At 47.1% G+C, this 20,397-nt stretch carries 14 protein-coding genes; 10 read left to right on the top strand and 4 right to left on the bottom strand.

From position 1 onward, the window contains the following. Positions 1–640: 640 nt before the first annotated feature. Genes I5M27_RS11850 through rsmI form a run of 3 tightly spaced genes read right to left on the bottom strand, consistent with a single transcriptional unit; the run spans position 641 to position 3,723 of the window. Entirely contained in the window at positions 641–1,432 is a 792-nt protein-coding gene (locus I5M27_RS11850; RefSeq protein ID WP_200506426.1) for an inositol monophosphatase family protein, read from the bottom strand. Next, positions 1,410–3,065, bottom strand: a complete 1,656-nt coding sequence (lnt, locus tag I5M27_RS11845) for an apolipoprotein N-acyltransferase (protein ID WP_234462502.1) — start codon at positions 3,063–3,065, stop codon at positions 1,410–1,412. The genes I5M27_RS11850 and lnt overlap by 23 nt, the downstream gene beginning before the upstream one ends. After that, positions 3,043–3,723 (bottom strand): 16S rRNA (cytidine(1402)-2'-O)-methyltransferase, encoded by a 681-nt coding sequence (rsmI, locus tag I5M27_RS11840; RefSeq protein WP_200506425.1) that lies wholly within the window; start codon positions 3,721–3,723, stop codon positions 3,043–3,045. The genes lnt and rsmI overlap by 23 nt, the downstream gene beginning before the upstream one ends. A gap of 219 nt (positions 3,724–3,942) precedes the next feature. Between rsmI and I5M27_RS11835 the strand changes: the two genes are divergently transcribed. The 3 genes from I5M27_RS11835 (at position 3,943) to I5M27_RS11825 (ending at position 6,015) form a co-directional block, all read left to right on the top strand. Next, entirely contained in the window at positions 3,943–4,800 is an 858-nt protein-coding gene (locus tag I5M27_RS11835; protein ID WP_200506424.1) for an SDR family oxidoreductase, read from the top strand. Between the two features lie 128 nt (positions 4,801–4,928). Beyond that, positions 4,929–5,321 (top strand): hypothetical protein, encoded by a 393-nt coding sequence (locus I5M27_RS11830; protein WP_200506423.1) that lies wholly within the window; start codon positions 4,929–4,931, stop codon positions 5,319–5,321. Positions 5,322–5,433: 112 nt separating this feature from the next. Further along, positions 5,434–6,015 (top strand): sugar O-acetyltransferase, encoded by a 582-nt coding sequence (locus I5M27_RS11825; protein WP_200506422.1) that lies wholly within the window; start codon positions 5,434–5,436, stop codon positions 6,013–6,015. Positions 6,016–6,069: 54 nt separating this feature from the next. Here the strand turns inward: I5M27_RS11825 and ligD are convergent, their stop codons facing one another. Then, positions 6,070–6,981: a non-homologous end-joining DNA ligase gene (ligD, locus tag I5M27_RS11820; protein WP_200506421.1), complete on the bottom strand. Its 912-nt coding sequence runs from the start codon at positions 6,979–6,981 to the stop codon at positions 6,070–6,072. A gap of 196 nt (positions 6,982–7,177) precedes the next feature. On the opposite strand from ligD, the gene I5M27_RS11815 reads away from it, so the two are divergent. From I5M27_RS11815 to I5M27_RS11785, 7 genes are all read left to right on the top strand, one after another. Beyond that, positions 7,178–7,414 carry a hypothetical protein gene (locus I5M27_RS11815; protein WP_200506420.1) on the top strand — a complete coding sequence of 79 codons (237 nt, stop codon included), beginning with the start codon at positions 7,178–7,180 and terminating at the stop codon, positions 7,412–7,414. Positions 7,415–7,869: 455 nt separating this feature from the next. After that, a complete protein-coding gene (locus I5M27_RS11810; RefSeq protein ID WP_200506419.1) occupies positions 7,870–9,924 on the top strand; it encodes a T9SS type A sorting domain-containing protein in 2,055 nt (684 codons plus the stop codon). Positions 9,925–10,106: 182 nt separating this feature from the next. Beyond that, positions 10,107–11,384 (top strand): serine hydroxymethyltransferase, encoded by a 1,278-nt coding sequence (locus I5M27_RS11805; RefSeq protein WP_200506418.1) that lies wholly within the window; start codon positions 10,107–10,109, stop codon positions 11,382–11,384. A gap of 172 nt (positions 11,385–11,556) precedes the next feature. After that, positions 11,557–12,369 carry a twin-arginine translocase subunit TatC gene (tatC, locus tag I5M27_RS11800; RefSeq protein ID WP_200506417.1) on the top strand — a complete coding sequence of 271 codons (813 nt, stop codon included), beginning with the start codon at positions 11,557–11,559 and terminating at the stop codon, positions 12,367–12,369. Continuing rightward, complete coding sequence (rpiB, locus tag I5M27_RS11795; protein ID WP_200506416.1) at positions 12,359–12,796, top strand: ribose 5-phosphate isomerase B; 438 nt, start codon at positions 12,359–12,361, stop codon at positions 12,794–12,796. Before tatC ends, rpiB begins: the two co-directional genes overlap by 11 nt. 765 nt (positions 12,797–13,561) lie before the next feature. Next, positions 13,562–16,732 carry an InlB B-repeat-containing protein gene (locus I5M27_RS11790; RefSeq protein ID WP_200506415.1) on the top strand — a complete coding sequence of 1,057 codons (3,171 nt, stop codon included), beginning with the start codon at positions 13,562–13,564 and terminating at the stop codon, positions 16,730–16,732. A gap of 776 nt (positions 16,733–17,508) precedes the next feature. Further along, positions 17,509–20,382 (top strand): InlB B-repeat-containing protein, encoded by a 2,874-nt coding sequence (locus I5M27_RS11785; RefSeq protein ID WP_200506414.1) that lies wholly within the window; start codon positions 17,509–17,511, stop codon positions 20,380–20,382. Positions 20,383–20,397 lie beyond the last annotated feature (15 nt).

The raw sequence follows: 20,397 nt of genomic DNA, 5'->3' as shown, positions 1-20,397 counted from the left end.
GGGCAATTGTCTGAACACGATTTTAAGGATTAAGGGAGTGACAGGATTATGCATGTATTTGTCTGTTTCAGATTTCGCAATCAGCAGTGCAAGTCAACCACCCCCAACCCCCTCCTTTTCAAGGAGGGGAGCTTTTCTCCCCTGTAGTACCGTCAGCTGAAGCAAACGGCAATGAATGTTTGTCAGAATCAGGATTTACAGAATTTTAGAATTATCAGAATTCATTTCCTATTTTCCTTTCACGTAAACCGCCAGCGCAGCGAAGCCCGAAAACCACGTATTGAAGAAAACTAAACTAAAAAGAAGCCCACGACGAAGGAGCATGATACCAGTTTCTGTGAGAGCGGCCTCCAAGCTTACCGGTGCCTTCAGGCAGCCCGGTAGGGCAGGTAAGGTTGCAGCCGCGAACGCAGAAACGAAGCCACCCGGCTCGAGGGAGAACGCTTATTTGAAAGTAAAAAGTTAATAGCTAAGAAAGGAAGCCAGCTATGAAAACGGTATCCTTTCAGGCATCAAAAGTCAATTTCAAACTTAACTATTAGCTTAAATAGATCCCTCCTGACGTCGGGATGACGAAAAAAGTGGAATGACGAAGATTCGGGATGACTGAGAAAAAACGCTATGCTTCTCAACTAAAAAGCTACCAGTTACTTTCTTTAATAACGTTCAACATTTCCCCATGCACCGCAGTATTACTCGCTACAATTTCCCGGTCAAAAACGGGATCACCGGCTTCTTTAAACGTGGTAACTTTTCCGCCCGCTTCCTGCACAATTAAAACACCGGCGGCTACATCCCAGGCATTGAGGTTAAATTCAAAGAAACTTTCAAACCTTCCGCAAGCCACATACGCCAGATCTACTGCCGCCGAACCCATACGCCGCACGCCGTGCGATTTGGCCATGAACCCGCCCAGAATTTTCAGGTATTTTTCCGCCTGCCCGAAATTGGTATACGGAAAACCGGTGGCTACTAATGAATCGGCCAGTTTTTCAGCTTTGGAAACGGAAATGGATTTATCGTTCAGGAAAGCGCCGCCGTTTTTCCAGGAAGAAAAGGTTTCGTCGCGGTTTATTTCGTAGATCACGCCCAGCACAATTTCGTTTTCCTGCATCAGCGCAATACTGATCGAGAAGACCGGCAGCGCATGCATGAAATTGGTAGTGCCGTCCAGCGGATCGATGATCCAGTTATAGGTTTGCTGCCGGGTAGTTTCGGTGCCTTCTTCGGTTATAAAACCGGCTTCGGGCAACAGCTTTTTCAGGGCCACTACCAGCTGTTTTTCCGCTTCTTTATCTACGTACGAAACCAGGTCATTAAAGCCTTTGTGTTCGATTTTAGAAGTGTCGAACTTCAGGCCTTCTTCTCTGATAAAAGCGCCAACGCAACGGGTTTCGGAAATAACGTGCTTACAAAGATTTTCTAGGTTCATAATGCGGGTGATGCGGTTTGCGAAGAAGAATTTTATGCAGCAATACGTAAAAGATCAGCGCTAAGGTCAGCCACTGCGCCGCCGGACCAATCAGATCGCCGGTGCGGCTGAAAACGGTTAATTCGGTGTTCAGTTTTACAGTTTCGCGCAAAGCTGCCTGTTTCCACCATTCCGATTTTTGCAGGAAATCGCCGCGCTGGTTTATAAAGCCCGAAATGCCGGTGTTGGCCGAACGCGCAATGCTGCGGCGGTTTTCGATGGCGCGTAACGTAGCGTATTGCAAATGCTGTTTATAACCTGGCGAATCGCTCCACCAGCCATCGTTGGTAATAATGCAGATCAGCGTAGCGCCGTTTCTTATATATTCGCTCACGTAGCCGCCGTAAACCGATTCGTAGCAGATCACGGGTGCCGAAGCTGGTTGCCCGGTTCCGGAATGCGGGAAAACGGTGCGTTCTTCCTGCGTGCCATGCGTGCCCACCATGCCCCCCAGATCAATGGCCAGCGGACCTAAAAACTTGAAGAATTTGGGGTATGGCAGTTTCTCTACGCCCGGCACCAGTTTCGATTTGTGGTAGAGCGAAATTTCGCCTTTATTCGTCAGATACATGCCCGTATTGAACACATCGTAGTAGCCCAGGTCTTCCCGGAAACGCGCCGAAACCGTGGCAGACTTTTCATCCGGATAAAGGGTGTACGAATTAATGCCGGCTAACAGATCCAACCCCGGACGACTGCCTACAAAACTTTTCAGCGTATTAATATTCGGGTAAGAATGGATCTGGTCTTCCTGAAAATTCTCGCCGATCGCCGTTTCCGGCCAGACTAATAATTGGGTTTTGGGCGTAATGGTCTGCTCCGAAAGGGTAAGCAAACGCCCTAGTTGCTGGTCTATAGGTAAGTAATTTTTTCCGTCGCGGAATTTTTCTTCGTAGGGATCGATGTTCGGCTGCACCACCACTACTTCCGCTTCGGCGCCTTTTTCTTCGTAACTGAAATAAATGCCGTAGGAAATCGCTATGGGAATGACCACCAAAAGTGCAGGCAGCAAATACGGTTTCCAGGTTTTAGTTGGGTGATCTACAAATGCTTTGAAGAACAAAATATTCACCACCAGCAACCAAACCGAACCACCCAGAAAACCGGTAAATTCGTACCATTGCACCCATTCCGGCCGCTGCGCAAAACCATTCCCCAACGTCAGCCATGGCCAGGTTAAGTCCCAGCCCAAGTGGAAATATTCGAACGCGAGCCAGTAAACGATAAAACTCGGATAACCGATCTTCGGGCCTAACCGGCGTTTGGTAAAAAAGAAGAGCATGGCCGGAATACACATGAGCAGCGCGTTGCAAAGCACGGCCGCAATGCCGCCCGGCAAGGTAGAATACGATACCCAATAGGTTACAAACGCATTCCAGAGCACAAAAAACAGATACGCGTATTTGAAAAACGTAGCCGCCGGCCTTGTAAAAGAAGGATGCTCGATGATGCGCTCCATTAAAAACAGCGGCACCAGCCCGAAGAACAGGAACAGCGGCAGGGGTTTAACCGGCCAGCCGAGCCAAAGTAAAAACGCGCCGGCAATAGCCAGCAACGGTAAATATTTGCGATTATTTGCAGCCTTCCACAACAAGAACAAACTCTCCTTTTATAGCTTTAGTGGTGAAAATTTTAACCAGTTCTTCCAGGCTGCCGTTCAGCGTTTCCTCAAACATTTTGGTGAGTTCTCTGGAAACCGAAGCCTGGCGTTCCGGCCCGAAATACTCGGCAAACTGGGTTAAGGTTTTTAAAATGCGGTGCGGCGATTCGTAAAAGATCATGGTGCGCTCTTCGTTTTTCAGACTTTCGAGCCTGGTTTGCCTACCCTTTTTCACGGGCAGAAAGCCTTCGAACGTAAACCTTTCGGAACTGAAACCCGATTTTACCAAGGCCGGCACAAAGGCGGTAGCGCCCGGCAGACATTCTACTTTTATGCCTTCCTGCAAGCAAGCCCGCACAAGCAAAAAGCCCGGATCGGAAATACCCGGCGTGCCGGCATCGGAAACCAGCGCCATTTTTTCGCCGCCTTTCAGCCGTTCTACCAGATGTGCCACGGCTTTGTGTTCGTTGTGCAGATGGTGGCTGTGCATGCGTTTATCAATGCCGAGGTGGTGCAGCAATTTACCGCTGGTGCGCGTGTCTTCGGCCAGCACTACGTCTACTTCTTTCAAAACCCGGATAGCCCTTAACGTAATGTCTTCGAGGTTACCAATGGGCGTGGGCACTAAAAATAAGCTGGTTTCTTCCTGCATAGCTGCCAAAGTTACGAAATCTGCGGGAACTGCGTTCAGCGGTTTTTGCCGCTAAAAACCCTGGCGTCTGGAATGGAGGTTTAAACCGGCAGAAAGCAGGAATATTGTTATTAATGTTATTCTTAAAACATTATCCGGCCGGCGGCCTAAACAAACGCGGCTGTAAATGGTTCGTATAGCACATGCAGGTTTCAAAAATTAACAATAAAGAACCACGTTATGGCCAGACCAAAATCTATTTCTAAACAGACGCAAAATACCCAGCCGGGCAAAGAATATAAAATGGAACCAGAACCGGAAGTGATCCGCCGGAATTACCGGGGAAGCGGCAAACTGGAAAATAAAATTGCCCTGATTACCGGCGGCGATAGCGGCATTGGCCGGGCGGTGGCGGTGCATTTTGCCCGCGAAGGCGCCGACGTAGCCATTATTTACCTGAATGAAAATAAAGACGCCGAAGACACCAAAAAGATGATCGAGAACGAAGGCCGCGAGTGTTTGCTGATTGCCGGCGACGTAGGCGACGAGAAGTTCTGCCAGCAGGCCGTAAAGCAAACCATCCGGGCCATGGGCCGCATCAACATTCTGATAAATAATGCCGCCGAACAACACGAACAGGAAAATCTGGAAGATATAACCGAAAAACAACTCGAAAAAACCTTCCGCACCAACATTTTCGCTTATTTTTTCCTGACCAAAGCGGTGCTCGACAACATGAAAAAAGGCGACTGCATTATCAATACCACCTCGGTTACTTCGTTTCGGGGCAGCGATCATTTAATGGATTATTCGGCTACCAAAGGCGCCATTACCACGTTTACGCGGTCGCTTTCGCAGAATTTAGCCGAAAAAGGCATCCGGGTAAATGCGGTGGCCCCCGGCCCGATCTGGACACCGCTGATCCCGGCTTCGTTCGATGGCAAGCAGGTGAGCAAATTCGGCAAGAGTACGCCCATGAAACGCCCGGGCCAGCCGGCCGAAGTTGCCCCGGCCTTTGTGTTCCTGGCTTGCGAAGATGCCTCCTACATAACCGGCCAGGTAATTCACGTAAACGGCGGCGAAATGGTGGGCAGCTAAACTACTTTAGCAAAAATTCAGTACAAGCTAAAAACGCCAGGGTTTCCGGGGTAAAAACTCCGGTAGGCATTTTCAGCCCGAAACCCGGCAATTTAGTTTCACGAATTTTTACTCACTAAAGCAGCATTATGGCAACCGATAAAAAAGACCTCGACAAAACCGGCAAAGAACGCCCGGTACGGATAATTGACAGCACCGGCGAAGACATGGCAGAAATGAAGGCCGGGCATTTGGTACCCGGCGCCGATCCGCCGAAAAACGAACACGCCCGCGGTGGTTTCGGCGACCGCGACGGCAAAACCGGTTTCGGCTCCGATTCCGGCAATGGCCCGAGCGCGGTAACCGTAAACGACGATTCTGCCGAAAGCAGCAATATTATTCCTGACGGAATTCCAACGGCAGAACACGAGCAGGAAGTAGATGAGCCCATTGTGCAAATGCCCTCTACGGAACACATGCAACAAAGCGTTGAGGATATTACCGATGAAATGCTGCGCAACGACGAAGAACCGAACCGCTAAATTCTCATCTTCGCATCGCGCAAAAAGGCCGTTCAGTTCGCTGAATGGCCTTTTGCTTTTTATACTTTTTGTGCGTAAAACCATAGCGTTCTTAACCTAAAAAACAGCAGCCATGATAACCGAGAAAGAAAAAATGCTCCGCGAAGAATTGTATAACGCCACCGATCCGCAACTAACCGCCGAAAGGCATAAAGCCCGGAATTTACTGCAGCAATTCAATAATACGGGGCCGGGAGACTCCGATCTGCGTTTTTTTCTTTTACAGGAACTGTTTGGCAAATGCGACAAAAGCCTGCAAATTGAACCACCTTTTTACTGCGATTACGGCTACAACATTACAGTCGGCGAAAAGGTGTTTTTCAATTTTAACTGCGTAATTCTGGATGTAATGCCGGTTACCATTGGCAACCAGGTTCTTTTCGGGCCCAATGTGCAGCTTTATACTGCCACCCATCCGCTCAACTGGCAGGAACGCGCCAGCGGCCTCGAATCCGGGAAAGCGATAACCATTGGTTCTCATGTGTGGCTGGGTGGTGGCGTTATTGTCTGTCCCGGGGTAAGCATCGGCGACCGGAGTGTGATCGGGGCGGGGAGCGTGGTAACCAGCAATATTCCCGCCGATGTTTTTGCTGCCGGAAACCCCTGCCGCATTATCCGCGATCTGAGCCCCGAGGCACGCACCCTGACTGTTTAACGCTTCAGCATAGTTAAAGCTCCAGACTTTTTAAGCCCTGAACCCTACCGTTTTTCAAGCTTTTTTTTGCTGCATTTCACTTTTTTGTTTGGCAAGTGCTTTGGTTAAACTTATTGCGTTTTTCCGGAAATCCTGCCACGGGTTGCCTCCGTTTTTCAAACGCTCAGGCATAGAAACGATGTTGAATTGCTGGGCTTTCAGGTTTTTATCTGCCAGCTCTTCCCAGAAAAGCGGCGCGGCTACCGGTGCACCCGGCAAAGCTCTTACCGCATAAGGCGCCACGGCGGTTTGCGCATACGAATTCCGCAAATAATCTACAAATAATCTGCCTTTCCGATCTTCTATGCGTTGCTCGGTGGTAAATTCTGCAGGGTGCAAGGCCGAAAGCTGCTCAGCTACCATCAGGGCAAATGGCCTTACTGCATCAAAATCGTGGTTTGGTTTTATGGGAATGGTAACGTGCAGGCCGCTGGAGCCCGTGGTCATTACAAAACAGGTAAGACCGTATTCTTTTTCCAGCAATCCGCGCAGCAGCAAAGCCCCTTTAACCGCCGTTTTAAAACCACCTTCGGCCGGATCCAGATCGAAAATAATTTTATCGGGTTTGTGCAGATCTTTTACCGTGCTGAGCCAGGGGTGGAGCACCACCGTATTCTGATTAATGACAAAACGCAGCGCGGCTTTCGTATTGATAACGGCCTGTTCAATGGGGTCCTGTTTTTCGCGCGCCACCAAAACCCTGGAGATCCAATCCGGGAAAGCATTACCGATATCTTTCTGATAAAAACCGTGGTGGCCTATGCCCTGAGGAAACCGGTGCAGCATGATCGGCCGGTTTTTCAGGAAGGGTAACAAGGAGCCGGAAACGGCCTCGTAATAGTCTGCCAGGTGCTGCTTGGTAAAACCCGCTTCGGGGAAAAGCACTTTGTCGGGATGCGTAATAATTATCTTCTTATCAGCGTTCATATTAAAGAAACGTAATGTTGCCGATTTTTACGGCGAATGGGAATTTTCAGATAAAAACGCTATCCTTTAGCAGGAAAAAAGTGCTTAAACTCAAATATAGAAAACTCAAAACCCTGGAAACGAGTATGTAAGAAGCCCTGCCAGCATAAGGTCGGGGAAATTATTAATCAATTGTTTAACAAAAAAGGAGGTTATTATGCCATACAAAAGTAATTCCACCAACAAACAATCGCGCAGCAATTTAGGCAACCCGGCCGGCAAAGGCACAGGCACGATGAAAGATGCTCACATCGAAAATTTTGATGATCAATATAATGAACTGGAAGCCCGGTACACCGATGATGTAGATGAACCTACGATCGATACCCGCTTAGGCAGTCACCCGAACCGCAACACAAACAAACCTAATATCGATAAACCCCGCTATAGTTAAAATATTAAGCAATAAATCCTGAAAAAAAGCACCTCCAGCCAGAGGTGCTTTTTTATTTCCCTTCAAGCTTTGCCTTTCTTTCCCTGGTGCCAGCCATCTTAAAATATTCCCATTTAAAAAATTCACCCGTAAAAATACGCCAATAGCAATATTTTTAAATAAATTATAAATAAAATAATAATAAATCGTAACTTTTTAAAATCCCATCAGTATTGGAGTTTATAAAGATTGGAATAAGAATATTTAATTATCCAATATTCATATTCACAACCGCAATTTTTAGATTTATTATATTAACCCCAATCCTACAAGTACCTGATTACCAAGCCAAACCTCACAAACCCGATAAACTTCCATTTTATGCCCCAATGCTCCCGGTTTTGATGGAACTGGCTGCATAAGAACGCATAATGGTAGCAAAAAAAAAGCGTCTTTCAACTTTAAATATTACTATTATGCAGAATTCTACCAAACATCCGAGAAAAATCTATCAACAAAACGCAACCAATTACCAACAGAAAAAACACATGCGGTTTTCGTATCGAATTTATCTGCTGCTTGGCCTGTTTTTAAGCTTTACTGCGGTGCAGGCCTGGGCTACAACGTTTGTTTCAAACGGAGGGGGTACCGTCTGGGGTAGCGCAGCAAGTTGGACACGCTCAAACATAGACAACGGCAATACTTCCCCTGGTGCCGGGGATATCGTTACGATCCAGGCAGCGCATAAGATAAAACTAACTTCTGATGCCGTCTGTGGTTCCTTAACGATTGAGAACAGCGTTAATAACGACACATCAAGACTTAAACTTGCTGGTTTTGATTTAACGTTAAGCAATATTACCTTCAGCCCGGGCATGGGTAACCGGAGAGTACGTTTAATATTTGGTTCAGGAACGTTAAAAGTTAGCGGAGCTATAAGCGTAACGGGCACTCCAGGCAATCTGGCGCTTGATTACACGCCAGCCAGCACTATAGAATTTAACGGCACAACCGCTCAGACCTTAAGCTTTAACACGAGCCTGAGATACCCTAACGTTGTTATTAATAATGCATTCGGAGTAACTTCCAACGGAGCCATTACGGCTGCTAATGTGAGTGGCAACTTTATAGTTCAGGGTGGGAAGTTTAGTAATGGCGGCTTTGATGTAACAGGTGCACCAGGCAAAACATTTGAGGTTAGAAGCGGGGCCACCTACATCGCTACAGGCGCTACTACCTTCCCAACCGGATTCACAAACTATACCTTGAGCTCGGGCAGCACGTTTGAATATGCCGGCACCGGCCAGACCATCGCATCCCGGCAATACAGCAACCTGAAAGTTAGCGGCACCGGCACCAAAACCTTAGCCGGCTCCATAGTTCTGGATCGGGCCATGACCATTAGTAACGGCAATGTGATCAATCTGATCAATGGCAGCATAACCTTAGGCGACCACCCGCTTACTGTGGAGCCAACCGGCTCGATCATAAACACCAGTGCTACCAATTACATCAAACAAACCGGTTCCGGCAAACTGATCATAGAGGGAATTGCCGGCGGAAGCACTACGGAAGTAATGTTTCCGGTGGGCTCAGCGAATGCGTATACGCCAGCATATATCATAAATACCGGCGATATCGGCGGCTCAGGAAATTACTCGGTACTGGTAACGCCCGGCATAAACGGCACCAGCGGGCAGGCGGTATCAAACCTGGTTGCAAAGCGAACCTGGAACGTAGACAGAGTTACCGGCTCCGGCTCCGCAGACATAACGCTTCGTTTACAATGGGATCCCACTACTGACGAAGGCATTGATTTTGTTCGTACCAATGTAGGTATTGCTCACTTTACCGGGGGCACCTGGCAACAACCGCCTTTAAGTTCTTTCTCCGATGGAAGTTTGACATATAGCGCCACATTACAAGGCATTTCAAGCTTTTCGCCTTTTGGCGTTGTAAACCCCAACAACCCGCTACCGGTAGAGCTGATCTCGTTCAAAGCCACTAAAAAAGACAACGCGGCTTATCTGCAATGGGTTACGGCTTCAGAAAAAGAAAACCAGGGTTTTCACATTCAGCATAGCAACAACGGCCGGAACTTTGAAGATATTGGGTTTGTAGCCAGCCAGAATCCGAACTCCGCCACCCGGCTGCAATACGATTTCCTGGATAAAACCACTACCCAGACCGGCCTGCGCTATTACCGTCTGAAACAAGTTGACCTTAACGGAACGGTATCGTTTTCGGACATAAAAGTGGTGAATTTCGAAGCACAGCCGAATGCGCCGGTAGTTTATCCGAACCCGTTCACCCAGGAAATCAACTTCAGCATCCAGGCCGGCAGTAACGAAGAAATAAGCTACCAGATAATAGACCTGACCGGCAAAACGTTATATAAGAACACGCAAAAACTCATAGAAGGCAACAATTCCTTACAAATTAATTTTGATAAGGAACACCCGGCAGGTTTTTACCTGCTTCGCACTCAAACAAGCAGCGGTACTACCAGTACCCGGCTTATCAGACAATAATCGGAAGTTTAATACTATAAAGGGGGGAGGCTTTGCTTCCCTTTTTTATTTCCCTTCTGCGTAGCCCAACCCGCCAAACAAGCTTTAAAACCCCGGAAACGCTATGCTTTGAGCCCCGAAAAGTAGTTTAGCAATTTTAGCAACTTTCGTGTAATTTTGGGGAAATTGTGTACAGACTTATCATGCAGAAAGATACCGCTATATTCGACCTTATTCAAAAGGAAAAAGAACGCCAGATGCACGGCCTCGAACTTATTGCCTCCGAAAACTTTGTTTCCGACCAGGTAATGGCCGCCCAGGGCAGCATCATGACCAATAAATACGCCGAAGGCCTGCCGGGCAAACGCTATTATGGCGGCTGCGAAATTGTAGACCAAAGCGAACAACTAGCCATAGACCGCGCCAAAGAACTTTTCGGGGCTGAATGGGTGAACGTGCAGCCGCACTCCGGCGCGCAGGCAAACGCCGCCGTTATGCTGGGCATTCTGAATCCGGGCGACAAAATTCTGGGCTTTGACTTAGCGCACGGCGGACATTTAACGCACGGCTCGCCGGTAAACTATTCGGGTAAATTATACCAGCCGAGTTTTTATGGCGTAGAGCAGGAAACCGGTTTAATTAACTGGGAAAAAATTGCCGAAACGGCCAACAAAGAAAAACCCAAACTGATCATCTGCGGGGCTTCGGCTTACTCCAGAGACTGGAATTATAAAGCCCTGCGCGAAGCAGCAGATGAAGTTGGCGCCTTATTAATGGCCGATATTTCGCACCCGGCGGGTTTAATAGCCAAAGGTTTCCTGAATAATCCGTTCGAGCATTGCCACATTGTAACTACCACTACGCATAAAACCCTGCGCGGCCCGCGCGGCGGCATGATCATGCTGCCGAAAGATTTCGAAAACCCGTACGGCTTCAAAACCCCGAAGGGCGAACTGAAAATGATGTCGGCGGTATTGGATGGCGCGGTATTCCCGGGTTCGCAGGGCGGACCTTTGGAGCACGTAATTGCGGCCAAAGCCGTAGCGTTCTTCGAAGCCCTTACCCCGGAATACAAAACCTACATGGAACAGGTGCGGAATAACGCGCAGGCCATGGCCAAAGCTTTTGTTTCCAAAGGCTACCAGATCATTTCCGGCGGAACGGATAACCATTTAATGCTGATCGACCTGCGTTCTAAAGGCTTAACCGGTAAAGTGGCCGAAAACACGCTTGTAAAAGCCGATATCACGATCAACAAAAACATGGTGCCTTTCGACGATAAATCGCCATTTGTAACCTCTGGTATGCGCGTAGGCACGGCCGCTTTAACTACCCGTGGCCTGAAAGAAGCCGATATGGAGCGCATTGTGGGCCTGATTGACGAAGTGCTGATGAACAACGACAACGAAGCGAAAATTGCAGCCGTGAAACAGGAAATAAACACCTGGATGGAGCAATTCCCGCTTTTCAGCAGCAAGTAAATTAATTATGAATGATTAATGGATAATGATTAATTGAAAATTTACGATGGCCTATAAGCCAGGAGAATCTTACAATCAATTATTATCCATTAATCATTATTAAAACGGTATCAATTTTAGGTAAAAAAGTCAGTTGGAAGCAAAACGAATAGGCACAGGGGAAGAACAGGAGATGAGCTTCGTTGACCACCTGGAGCTGCTCCGGTGGCACATTATCAGGGCGGCGGCTTCTATTGTGGTTTTTGGCCTGGTCGCATTTTTTTCGAAGGATTTTATTTTTCATGATATTATCCTGGCACCCAGCCGCCCCGATTTCTGGAGCTACCGCATGTGGTGCAAACTGGGCGAGCTGGTAAACGCCCCGGAGATCTGCATCGATAAAATAAATTTCACGCTGCAAAGCCGCGAAATGAGTTCGCAGTTTACCACGCACATGTCGGTTTCGTTTACCATTGGCCTTATTCTGGCTTTTCCGTACGCGTTCTGGGAATTGTGGCGTTTTATTAAACCAGGTTTGTATCCGCGGGAACGGAAAAATTCACGCGGGGCGGTATTCTTCGTTTCGGTGCTGTTTATAATTGGTTTGCTGTTCGGGTATTATGGCGCCGCACCGCTTTCCATCAATTTCCTGGCTTCGTACCAGGTAGATGCCAGCATTGCGAACGAGTTCGACCTGAATTCTTATATTTCCACGCTCACTACCATGGTTTTTTCGTGCGCGCTGATGTTCGAATTACCGATGGTGATCTATTTCCTGGCTAAAGCCGGTTTGATCTCTTCCGAATTCCTGTCGGTTTTCCGCCGGCACGCCATTGTAGTGATCCTGATCATTTCGGCTGTGGTTACGCCACCCGACGTGTTGAGCATGAGCTTGTTTGCCATACCACTTTATTTGCTTTACGAAGCCAGTATTATTATTGCCAAAACCGTTAGAAAACGCGACATAGACCGTTTAAATAAAAACCTTACCCGAAATGAAGCTTAAAATTGCCATTGGCGGCGACCACGCCGGTTTCGAATACAAAAAACTGCTCACCAGTCAGCTGGAAGAAAAAGGCCACGAAGTAAAAGATTTCGGCCCGTTTTCCGATGCCTCGGTAGATTACCCGGACCACGTACATCCGCTGGCCAAAGCCATTAACGAAAAAGAATACGATTTCGGGATCCTGATCTGCGGCAGCGGCAACGGCGTAGCTATGACGGCGAATAAATATCCGCAGGTACGCGCTGCTTTGTGCTGGCTTCCGGAACTATCCAAACTTTCGCGCGAACACAACAATGCCAATATCCTTTGCATTCCGGCGCGGTTTGTTTCCGAAAACCTGGCAGCTGAAATGACCAGGCTCTTTTTAGAAACCCCCTTCGAAGGCGGCCGGCACGCAAACCGGGTAAACAAAATTGCCTGTCAGTAATATTTTTACTGAAGAACCTGAAACAAAAAGCGGAGCTGCCGGAAGGTAGCTCCGCTTTTTGTTTTATAGACTTTTTGCGCTTAAAACCATAGCGTTTTCAACCAAAGCCCGCAGCCACAAAAGCTGACCTGAGTTTTTCTTGTTAAAAGCATAGCATTTTTCTTCCCTGAAAAACCAAATATTCACATTTGAGATGTGAAGAAGGCTTTTACTCTTCGGTTAAAAACCCAAAAACTACTCCGTATAAAAATCCTTTCCAAGCAGCGCTGCAGCTTAAAAAGCCAGGAATAATAATATTTACCGCCTTATTCTTTTATAAATACTGCCAGTTTCTTCGCCCTTCAGCCCGAGATTACAATTCCCATATAAACAACAATTTCATAAAGATTAAATAATTGCAATTTATTATATAAATAATTACAAATACAGCATCTATTTTTAAAAACCCAACGTATAACTTTTTCTAGATTAAGATGTAGTAATTTTTATAAATAAAACACGAAAAACGCATACAAAAAAAGCCAAAGAACGCTTTATCTCCTTACGATAAGCTTTCAGGAGGCTACACAAATGTATGGCAGCCCTTAAAAAACGCCTGGCATGCATCATAACTTAAAATAGTAGAGCCGCTTCTGCTGGAACCGGTTTTATAATCCATCGGCTTTTAAACACAGCCGGTCGCTGCACGATTTACCCTGAATTGTTGAGATCAATTGAAATCCCCTACACTGTCTTTCCATCATTAACTTTTAAATAACTTCCAAAATGAGAAATAAGTACGCTATTAAGCAGGGTTTGCTGGCTCAAACCCGGAAAAGTAACAAAAACAAAATTCCAGGAAACGGCAGCTACCTGGCAAAATGCTTATCTGCTGCGGTGTTCCTCTGGCTGTTTTCAGCTTTACCGGGCCGCACACAAGGAACCATAACCGGCTTTAGTTTAATTAATGCAAATACCGATAAGACGATCCAAACCTTAACTCCCGGGGCTGTTTTAGACCTGACAACCTTGCCAACCACAGACCTTAATATCCGGGCGCTGACGGGCTCAACAGCGGTAGGCAGCGTAGTTTTCACTTTAAGTGGCCAGGAATCAAAAACCCTGACCGATAACGGCTCGCCTTATACCTTGCAGGGAGACGACAACTCAGGAAATTACTATGGCTGGAACCCGACCGTTGGCAACTATACCTTAACCGCCCACCCGTATGCAAAGGATAATGCCGGCGGAACAGCAGGCACCCCGGTTACGATCACCTTCAGCGTTACGAATGGCCAAACCAATCCACCGGCCCAGTATACATTAAATTTAAATGCTGTAGGAAACGGAACCGCAGCAGCCAGCCCAAACCAAACAACTTATAGCTCCGGAAGCACTGTTACCATTACTGCTTCTCCCGGCACAGGCGCTACCTTCAGTGGCTGGACCGGCGACGTTAACAGCACGAGCAACCCGCTTTCCATTACCATGAACGGTAACAAAAGCATTACGGCTAATTTTACCACCTCAACTGCAACGCAACCAATAACCGGCTTGTTAATAATGAATGCCATTACGAACCAGGTAATCCAACCGCTTAATTCGGGAATGGTAGTAAACCTGGCTACTTTGCCAAACCAAAAGATCAATATTCAGGCAGTAACTAACCCGGCAACGGTGGGCAGCGTGCTGTTTAATTTAAGCGGGGCAGAAATCAAGACCCGTACGGATAATTCTACCCCGTATTCCCTGACCGGCGATAACAGCGGCGATTATTTCAGCTGGATTCCCACTTTAGGAAATTACACCTTAACTGCCCAATCATTTTCCGGGTCTAATGGTGGCGGTACAGCTTCTCCACCCGTTACGCTCACCTTCAGCGTGATTAATCAGATCTCTCCTCCCACGCAATATACTCTGAATTTAAACGCAACGAATGGCGGCACTATTTCCGGAAATCCGGATCAGGCAACCTATAGCGGTAACAGCCCGGTGGTGCTTACTGCAACTCCCGAGCCCGGCTTCGAGTTCAGCGGGTGGAGCGGCGATACTACCGGGAATACCAACCCGCTTACCATCACCATGAACAGCAATAAAAGTATTACGGCCAACTTCACGGCTTCGGCTGTACGCTATAGCTTAAATGTTATTTCTCCAGGAGGCGGCATTGTAACAGTAACGCCTGATCTTCCAGATTACCCAATTAATTCTATTGTGAATGTGGCAGTTTTGCCAGACAGCGGATACTTATTTTCTGGTTGGAGCGGCGACGCTATTGGAAACATGGAGCCATTGGTTATTAAATTAACCCGCAATATGAATATAACTGCGAACTTCACCCAGTTTAACCCTTCAGGATATTGCGGCCCGAATAATTCAATGAATATCGGCTGCTTTACATCGGTAAGACCCAGAGGCCAAACCGAAATAATTACTTATCCTGCCAGCCATGCTATTCAGCTATTAGCCAAATTTGACCAAACCAGATACACAGCAGGCTCAACGGGCTTACTACCAAGCAATTTCGATTTCTCTGCGTATGTACCAAGAAGTGGCAGCAGCCGAAAAGGCTATTTGTCTTTAAACCATGAAACGACGCCGGGCGGGGTTTCCATTTTCAATTTAGCGTTTAATGATTCTACCAACCTTTGGGAAACTGATTCGATCAGGAAAATAAACTTTGCTCCGGTTGTTAAAACTGAGCGGAATTGTGGCGGTGTTGTTACGCCCTGGGGAACCGTTATCTCTTCAGAAGAATCTTATACAGCCGGCGACTCTAATAAAGATGGCTATCAGGATGTAGGCTGGCACGTAGAATTTAACCCGGCCACCGGGAGCCTGATGGATTATGACGACGATGGGAAAGCGGATAAACTCTGGGCAATGGGCCGCATGCGCCACGAAAACCTGGTTATTAAATCTGACCGCGTGACTACCTATCAGACAGATGATGCCCAAACGAACTGCCTGTATAAATTTGTGGCCGATCAACCGGGAAATCTCTCAGCGGGTAAACTTTATGTATTAAAGCGCAGCGCCTCTGATCCTAAAACGGGACAATGGGTCCTGGTTCCTAATACTAGCAAGGCAGACAGGAATAAAACAGCGGACCTTGGGCCATCATTAGGCGGAACGCAGTGGGATAAACTGGAGGACATTGAATTAGGCCCGGATGGCAAGCTTTACTTTGCCGAAACAAATACCGGAACGATCTGGCGCTTTAAAGACGATGGTGCCGGGATATCGGAACTGGAGCCCTGGGTTATTAAAAAATATTACCCGATCACGTATAGCGGTGGCGTAAATAACGAAGACTGGGGGGTTGGCGCCGATAACCTGGCTTTTGACGGCGATGGCAATCTATGGGTATTACAGGATAAAGGGCGGCATAATGTCTGGGTGGTACGCCCGGACCATACCACTGCCAGCCCTAAAATAGAGCTGTTTATGACTACCCCGAAAGATGCTGAACCTTCAGGACTAACCTTCACCCCCGATTACCGGTATGGTTTTATTTCCTTCCTGAACCCGAGTAACGACAATACGAAAACGATTAAAGACGTAGCCGGCAATACCATACGCTTCGAGCAGGATGTTACGATTGTTTTTGCCCGCAAAGAATTTTTAGGCCCGCAAACGCAACCAGCAGCCAGAGTAGCCCCGGTTAACCTTACCCCATCAAACCTGATGCTGGAGGTGTTCCCAAATCCATTCGATGCAGCAACAACTATTAAAGTAAATTTACCTGAAAAAGCCCGGGTTAAACTTGAAGTTTATAGCACCGATACCGATATCAGGCAAACATTTACCCTTGTTAATGAAGAAATGGAAGCCGGCACCCATAATATTGAATTTAAACCTGCTGAAGACCCAGGTCACCGCTCCGGAATTTACCGGGTACGGCTGAAGGTAAACGACCAACAAATAGAGAAAAGTATTCTGCAAATGAAGGAGTAGCGTTTTAATTTAAACCCCTTATTAATTTCAGAATAAACCAAAAAGCGGGGATGCCGGAAGGTAGTTCCGCTTTTGTTTTACAGACTTTTGCAGTCTGAAAACATAGCGTTTTAAATAAAAATGTAAAGCCGCAAATCAGATCAAGGGTTTTTCTTGTTAAAATCATAGCGTTTCCCTTACCGGGATGGCAGAAGTTTCACCTGAAAATTAAATAGACCGGGCTTTATTTGCTATTAGAAGTCATGCTGTTACGTCTGGGTAGCATAAATCTCGTTTTGAATTTTGCCTCCAAATAATTATAAAAATATCTCCAATACATTTTCATTTTTTGTATAACTTTTTCATGTTTTTTCTGTACTATAATCAACACTCCAATAACAAACTGCTCCCTTTTCTCCTTCCGTCCAACGCAACAAGTGAATTATTTATTGAATCAGCAATTAAAGCGCTGACCAGAAGACTAATCCAAACAAACACAGCAGTTCCTGCTATTACTGTACTTCATAAAATTTCAGAAGTTTAGTACTTGCCGCAGGCCCCAGTTTTGAAAGCATGGCATCGCAGACAATATCTGAAATTTTAACTGCGATTCCCTGATGTATTAAAACCCCATTTTAAAACTTCGTTGGCGCATTTTCAGGTCTTTACATTTTAAAAATATCTTTATGAAAAACAAGTATGAAATAAATTTACTCTTTCCTTATGCAACCTTAAAAATAAACAGGGAAAAAACTTCCGCAAGCCACTACCAATTGGTAAAGCTGTTAATTGTTTCAGTGTTTTTTTGGTTTATAGGCCCCACGTCTGCCACGGCGCAGGGAACAATAACGGGGTTTAATCTTATCAATTCCAGTACCGATACCCCAATCCAGCCATTAAATGACGGTGACGTTCTGAACCTGGCTACACTTCCAAGCCAAAAACTCAATGTTCAGGCGGTAACCAGCCCTTCAACGGTGGGAAGTGTGTATTTTACGCTTACCGGCGCGCAATCGAAAAACCGTTCCGATGATAGCGGCCCGTACTACTCGCTACAAGGCGATAACAGCGGCGATTATTTCAGCTGGACGCCCTCACTCGGCTCTTATACTTTAACGGCACAATCGTACTCGGGCCAAAACAGGCAAGGCACCCCAGGCACCCCAATAACCATCAGTTTTACGGTAATAAACCAAGCCCAGGTGAGCTTAAACGTTACCGTAAACGGTAGCGGAACGGTTAACAAAAACCCGAACCAGACCTCTTATGCTACCGGCGCCACCGTAACGCTAACGGCTGTACCCGATCCCGGCTACCAGTTCGATGGCTGGACCGGCGCCGCCACCGGAACAACAAACCCGCTGACGGTTACCATGAACACCTCTAAAAATATTACGGCCAATTTCTCGCAGATACCCGCGCAGTACAGCCTGACTATAACTGAAAACGGTAGCGGAACAGTAGCCAAAACGCCAAATCAGGCAACGTATACCAGCGGCTCGGTGGTAAGCCTCACCGCTACTCCCGATCCAGGTTTCCGGTTCGATGGCTGGAGTGGAGACATTACCGGAACGACCAATCCGGTAAACGTTACCATGAATGGCAATAAAAGCATTACCGCTACTTTTTCAGCTTTGCCGGTTCAATACAACCTCAACATTACCGTAAACGGTAGCGGAACTGTTGCCAAAAGTCCGAACCAGCCTACTTACGATGCCGGCTCTACCGTAACGCTTACAGCTACTCCCAATCCCGGCTTCCAGTTCGACGGGTGGAGCGGAGATGCTACCGGAACGACCAATCCGCTTATGGTTACCGTGAACAGCAATAAAAATATTACGGCTACCTTTTCACAAATACCGGGGCAGTTTATTTTGAACGTTTCAGTTACCGGCAGTGGCACGGTTTCAAAAAACCCGGATCAAGGTTCGTATTCCGGTGGCTCAACAGTAATGCTTACCGCCAACCCGGCTGCTGGTTTTCAGTTCGACAGCTGGGCCGGCGATACAACGGCAACCACCAACCCGCTTGCAGTTAAAATGTACCGCAACAGGAACATTTCAGCTATCTTCAGCCAGATTCCGGTTACCGGATACTGCGGCCCAAGCAATTCGGATAATATAGGCTGCTTTATTTCGGTTAAACCAGTTGGTCAGACTCAGGTAATTACCTATCCTACAGCCACTCATAGATTCCAATTATTGGCGAAAAATACCGTAACCCGTTACACGGATGGCTCTGGAGGCACTCTATTAAGCAATGCTGATTTTACGGGATACGTTCCAATAAATGGCAGCAGCAAGCACGGATACCTTTCCATTAACCATGAAAAAGACCAGGGCGGCGTTTCTGTATTGAATATGACGCTTAATGAAACAACTATGCTATGGACTGTTGATGCAACCCGCAGAATTAACTTTGCACCCATAGTAAGAACCGAAAAGAATTGCGCCGGCGCGGTTACTCCCTGGGGCACAATTATTTCTTCTGAAGAATCCACAACAGCCGGAGACGCTAATAAGGATGGTTATCAGGATGTAGGCTGGCAGGTAGAGATCGATCCGGCAACCGGGCTCATCCGGGATTATAACGGCGATGGCAAGCCTGACAAACTCTGGGCTCTGGGCCGCATGAAGCACGAAAATATAGCCATCAGAGCTAATGGCATTGTTGCCTACCAGACCGAAGATGGCGGCACTAAATGTATATATAAGTTTGTGGCCGACCAGGCAACCAACTTTTCTTCCGGCAAGCTTTATGTCTTGCAACGCAATGCCAGCAATCCAACCATTGGCCAATGGATACAAGTACCCAATACCACCCAGGCTAACAGGAATAATACAGCCAACCTGGCTGCATCTTTAGGAGGCACCACTTGGGGGACTTTAGAGGAAATTGAACTTGGATTGGATGGGAGAATCTATTTTGCAGAAACTACTACCGGAACGATCTGGCGTTTTAAAGACGACGGCAACACGGTATCCGGAATTGAACCCTGGGTTACCAGAAAATCGTACCCGATAAGCTATAATGGTGGGGTACAAAACGAAGACTGGGGGGTAGGAGCCGACAACCTGGCTTTTGATGGCGACGGCAACTTATGGGTTATGCAGGATAATGGCCGGGCAAACCTATGGGTAGTACGCCCGGACCACACCCCCACAATACCGAAGATAGAATTGTTTATGACTACGCCATTTGAATCCGAACCAACAGGGCTCACTTTTTCCCCGGATTTCCGGTATGGTTTTATGTCGATCCGCGACCCAAAAAGTTCTAATTCCCAAACAATTACAGACGCTGCCGGAAATGCTGTTCGCTTTAATGAGGACCTCACCATCGTTTTCGCCAATAAAAAATACCTGGGTTCGCAAACTCAGACAGCAGCAAGGTTTGCTCAAAACAGCCCGGCAACTGAAATTATGGTACAACCCAATCCGTTTGGCATCTCTACCAACCTGAGCTTTACTTTATCGCAGGCAGGAAACTACAAAGTGGAATTGCTGGATCTGAAAGGCGCTCTAATAAAAGTAATTGACGAAGGCATTAACATAACTGAAAAACAACATGCTTATGAGATCGACGGCCGCAAATTACCCGCAGGCATCTACCTGATACGCCTGGTAACCGCCACCGAAGTAAAGCTGACAAAGATCGTATTGAATAAATAATTTGGAACCAGTATA

The organism is Adhaeribacter terrigena (assembly GCF_016623615.1).
Taxonomy (GTDB): Bacteria; Bacteroidota; Bacteroidia; order Cytophagales; family Hymenobacteraceae; genus Adhaeribacter_A; species Adhaeribacter_A terrigena.
This window is presented reverse-complemented; position numbering and strand designations above follow the sequence as displayed.

Bases quoted from the DNA above. Each gene is read 5' to 3' on its own strand.
- I5M27_RS11850 (WP_200506426.1), bottom strand. From the start codon at position 1,432: ATGAACCTAGAAAATCTTTGTAAGCACGTTATTTCCGAAACCCGTTGC.
- rsmI (WP_200506425.1), bottom strand. From the start codon at position 3,723: ATGCAGGAAGAAACCAGCTTATTTTTAGTGCCCACGCCCATTGGTAAC.
- I5M27_RS11835 (WP_200506424.1), top strand. From the start codon at position 3,943: ATGGCCAGACCAAAATCTATTTCTAAACAGACGCAAAATACCCAGCCG.
- I5M27_RS11830 (WP_200506423.1), top strand. From the start codon at position 4,929: ATGGCAACCGATAAAAAAGACCTCGACAAAACCGGCAAAGAACGCCCG.
- I5M27_RS11825 (WP_200506422.1), top strand. From the start codon at position 5,434: ATGATAACCGAGAAAGAAAAAATGCTCCGCGAAGAATTGTATAACGCC.
- ligD (WP_200506421.1), bottom strand. From the start codon at position 6,981: ATGAACGCTGATAAGAAGATAATTATTACGCATCCCGACAAAGTGCTT.
- I5M27_RS11815 (WP_200506420.1), top strand. From the start codon at position 7,178: ATGCCATACAAAAGTAATTCCACCAACAAACAATCGCGCAGCAATTTA.
- I5M27_RS11810 (WP_200506419.1), top strand. From the start codon at position 7,870: ATGCAGAATTCTACCAAACATCCGAGAAAAATCTATCAACAAAACGCA.
- I5M27_RS11805 (WP_200506418.1), top strand. From the start codon at position 10,107: ATGCAGAAAGATACCGCTATATTCGACCTTATTCAAAAGGAAAAAGAA.
- tatC (WP_200506417.1), top strand. From the start codon at position 11,557: ATGAGCTTCGTTGACCACCTGGAGCTGCTCCGGTGGCACATTATCAGG.
- rpiB (WP_200506416.1), top strand. From the start codon at position 12,359: ATGAAGCTTAAAATTGCCATTGGCGGCGACCACGCCGGTTTCGAATAC.
- I5M27_RS11790 (WP_200506415.1), top strand. From the start codon at position 13,562: ATGAGAAATAAGTACGCTATTAAGCAGGGTTTGCTGGCTCAAACCCGG.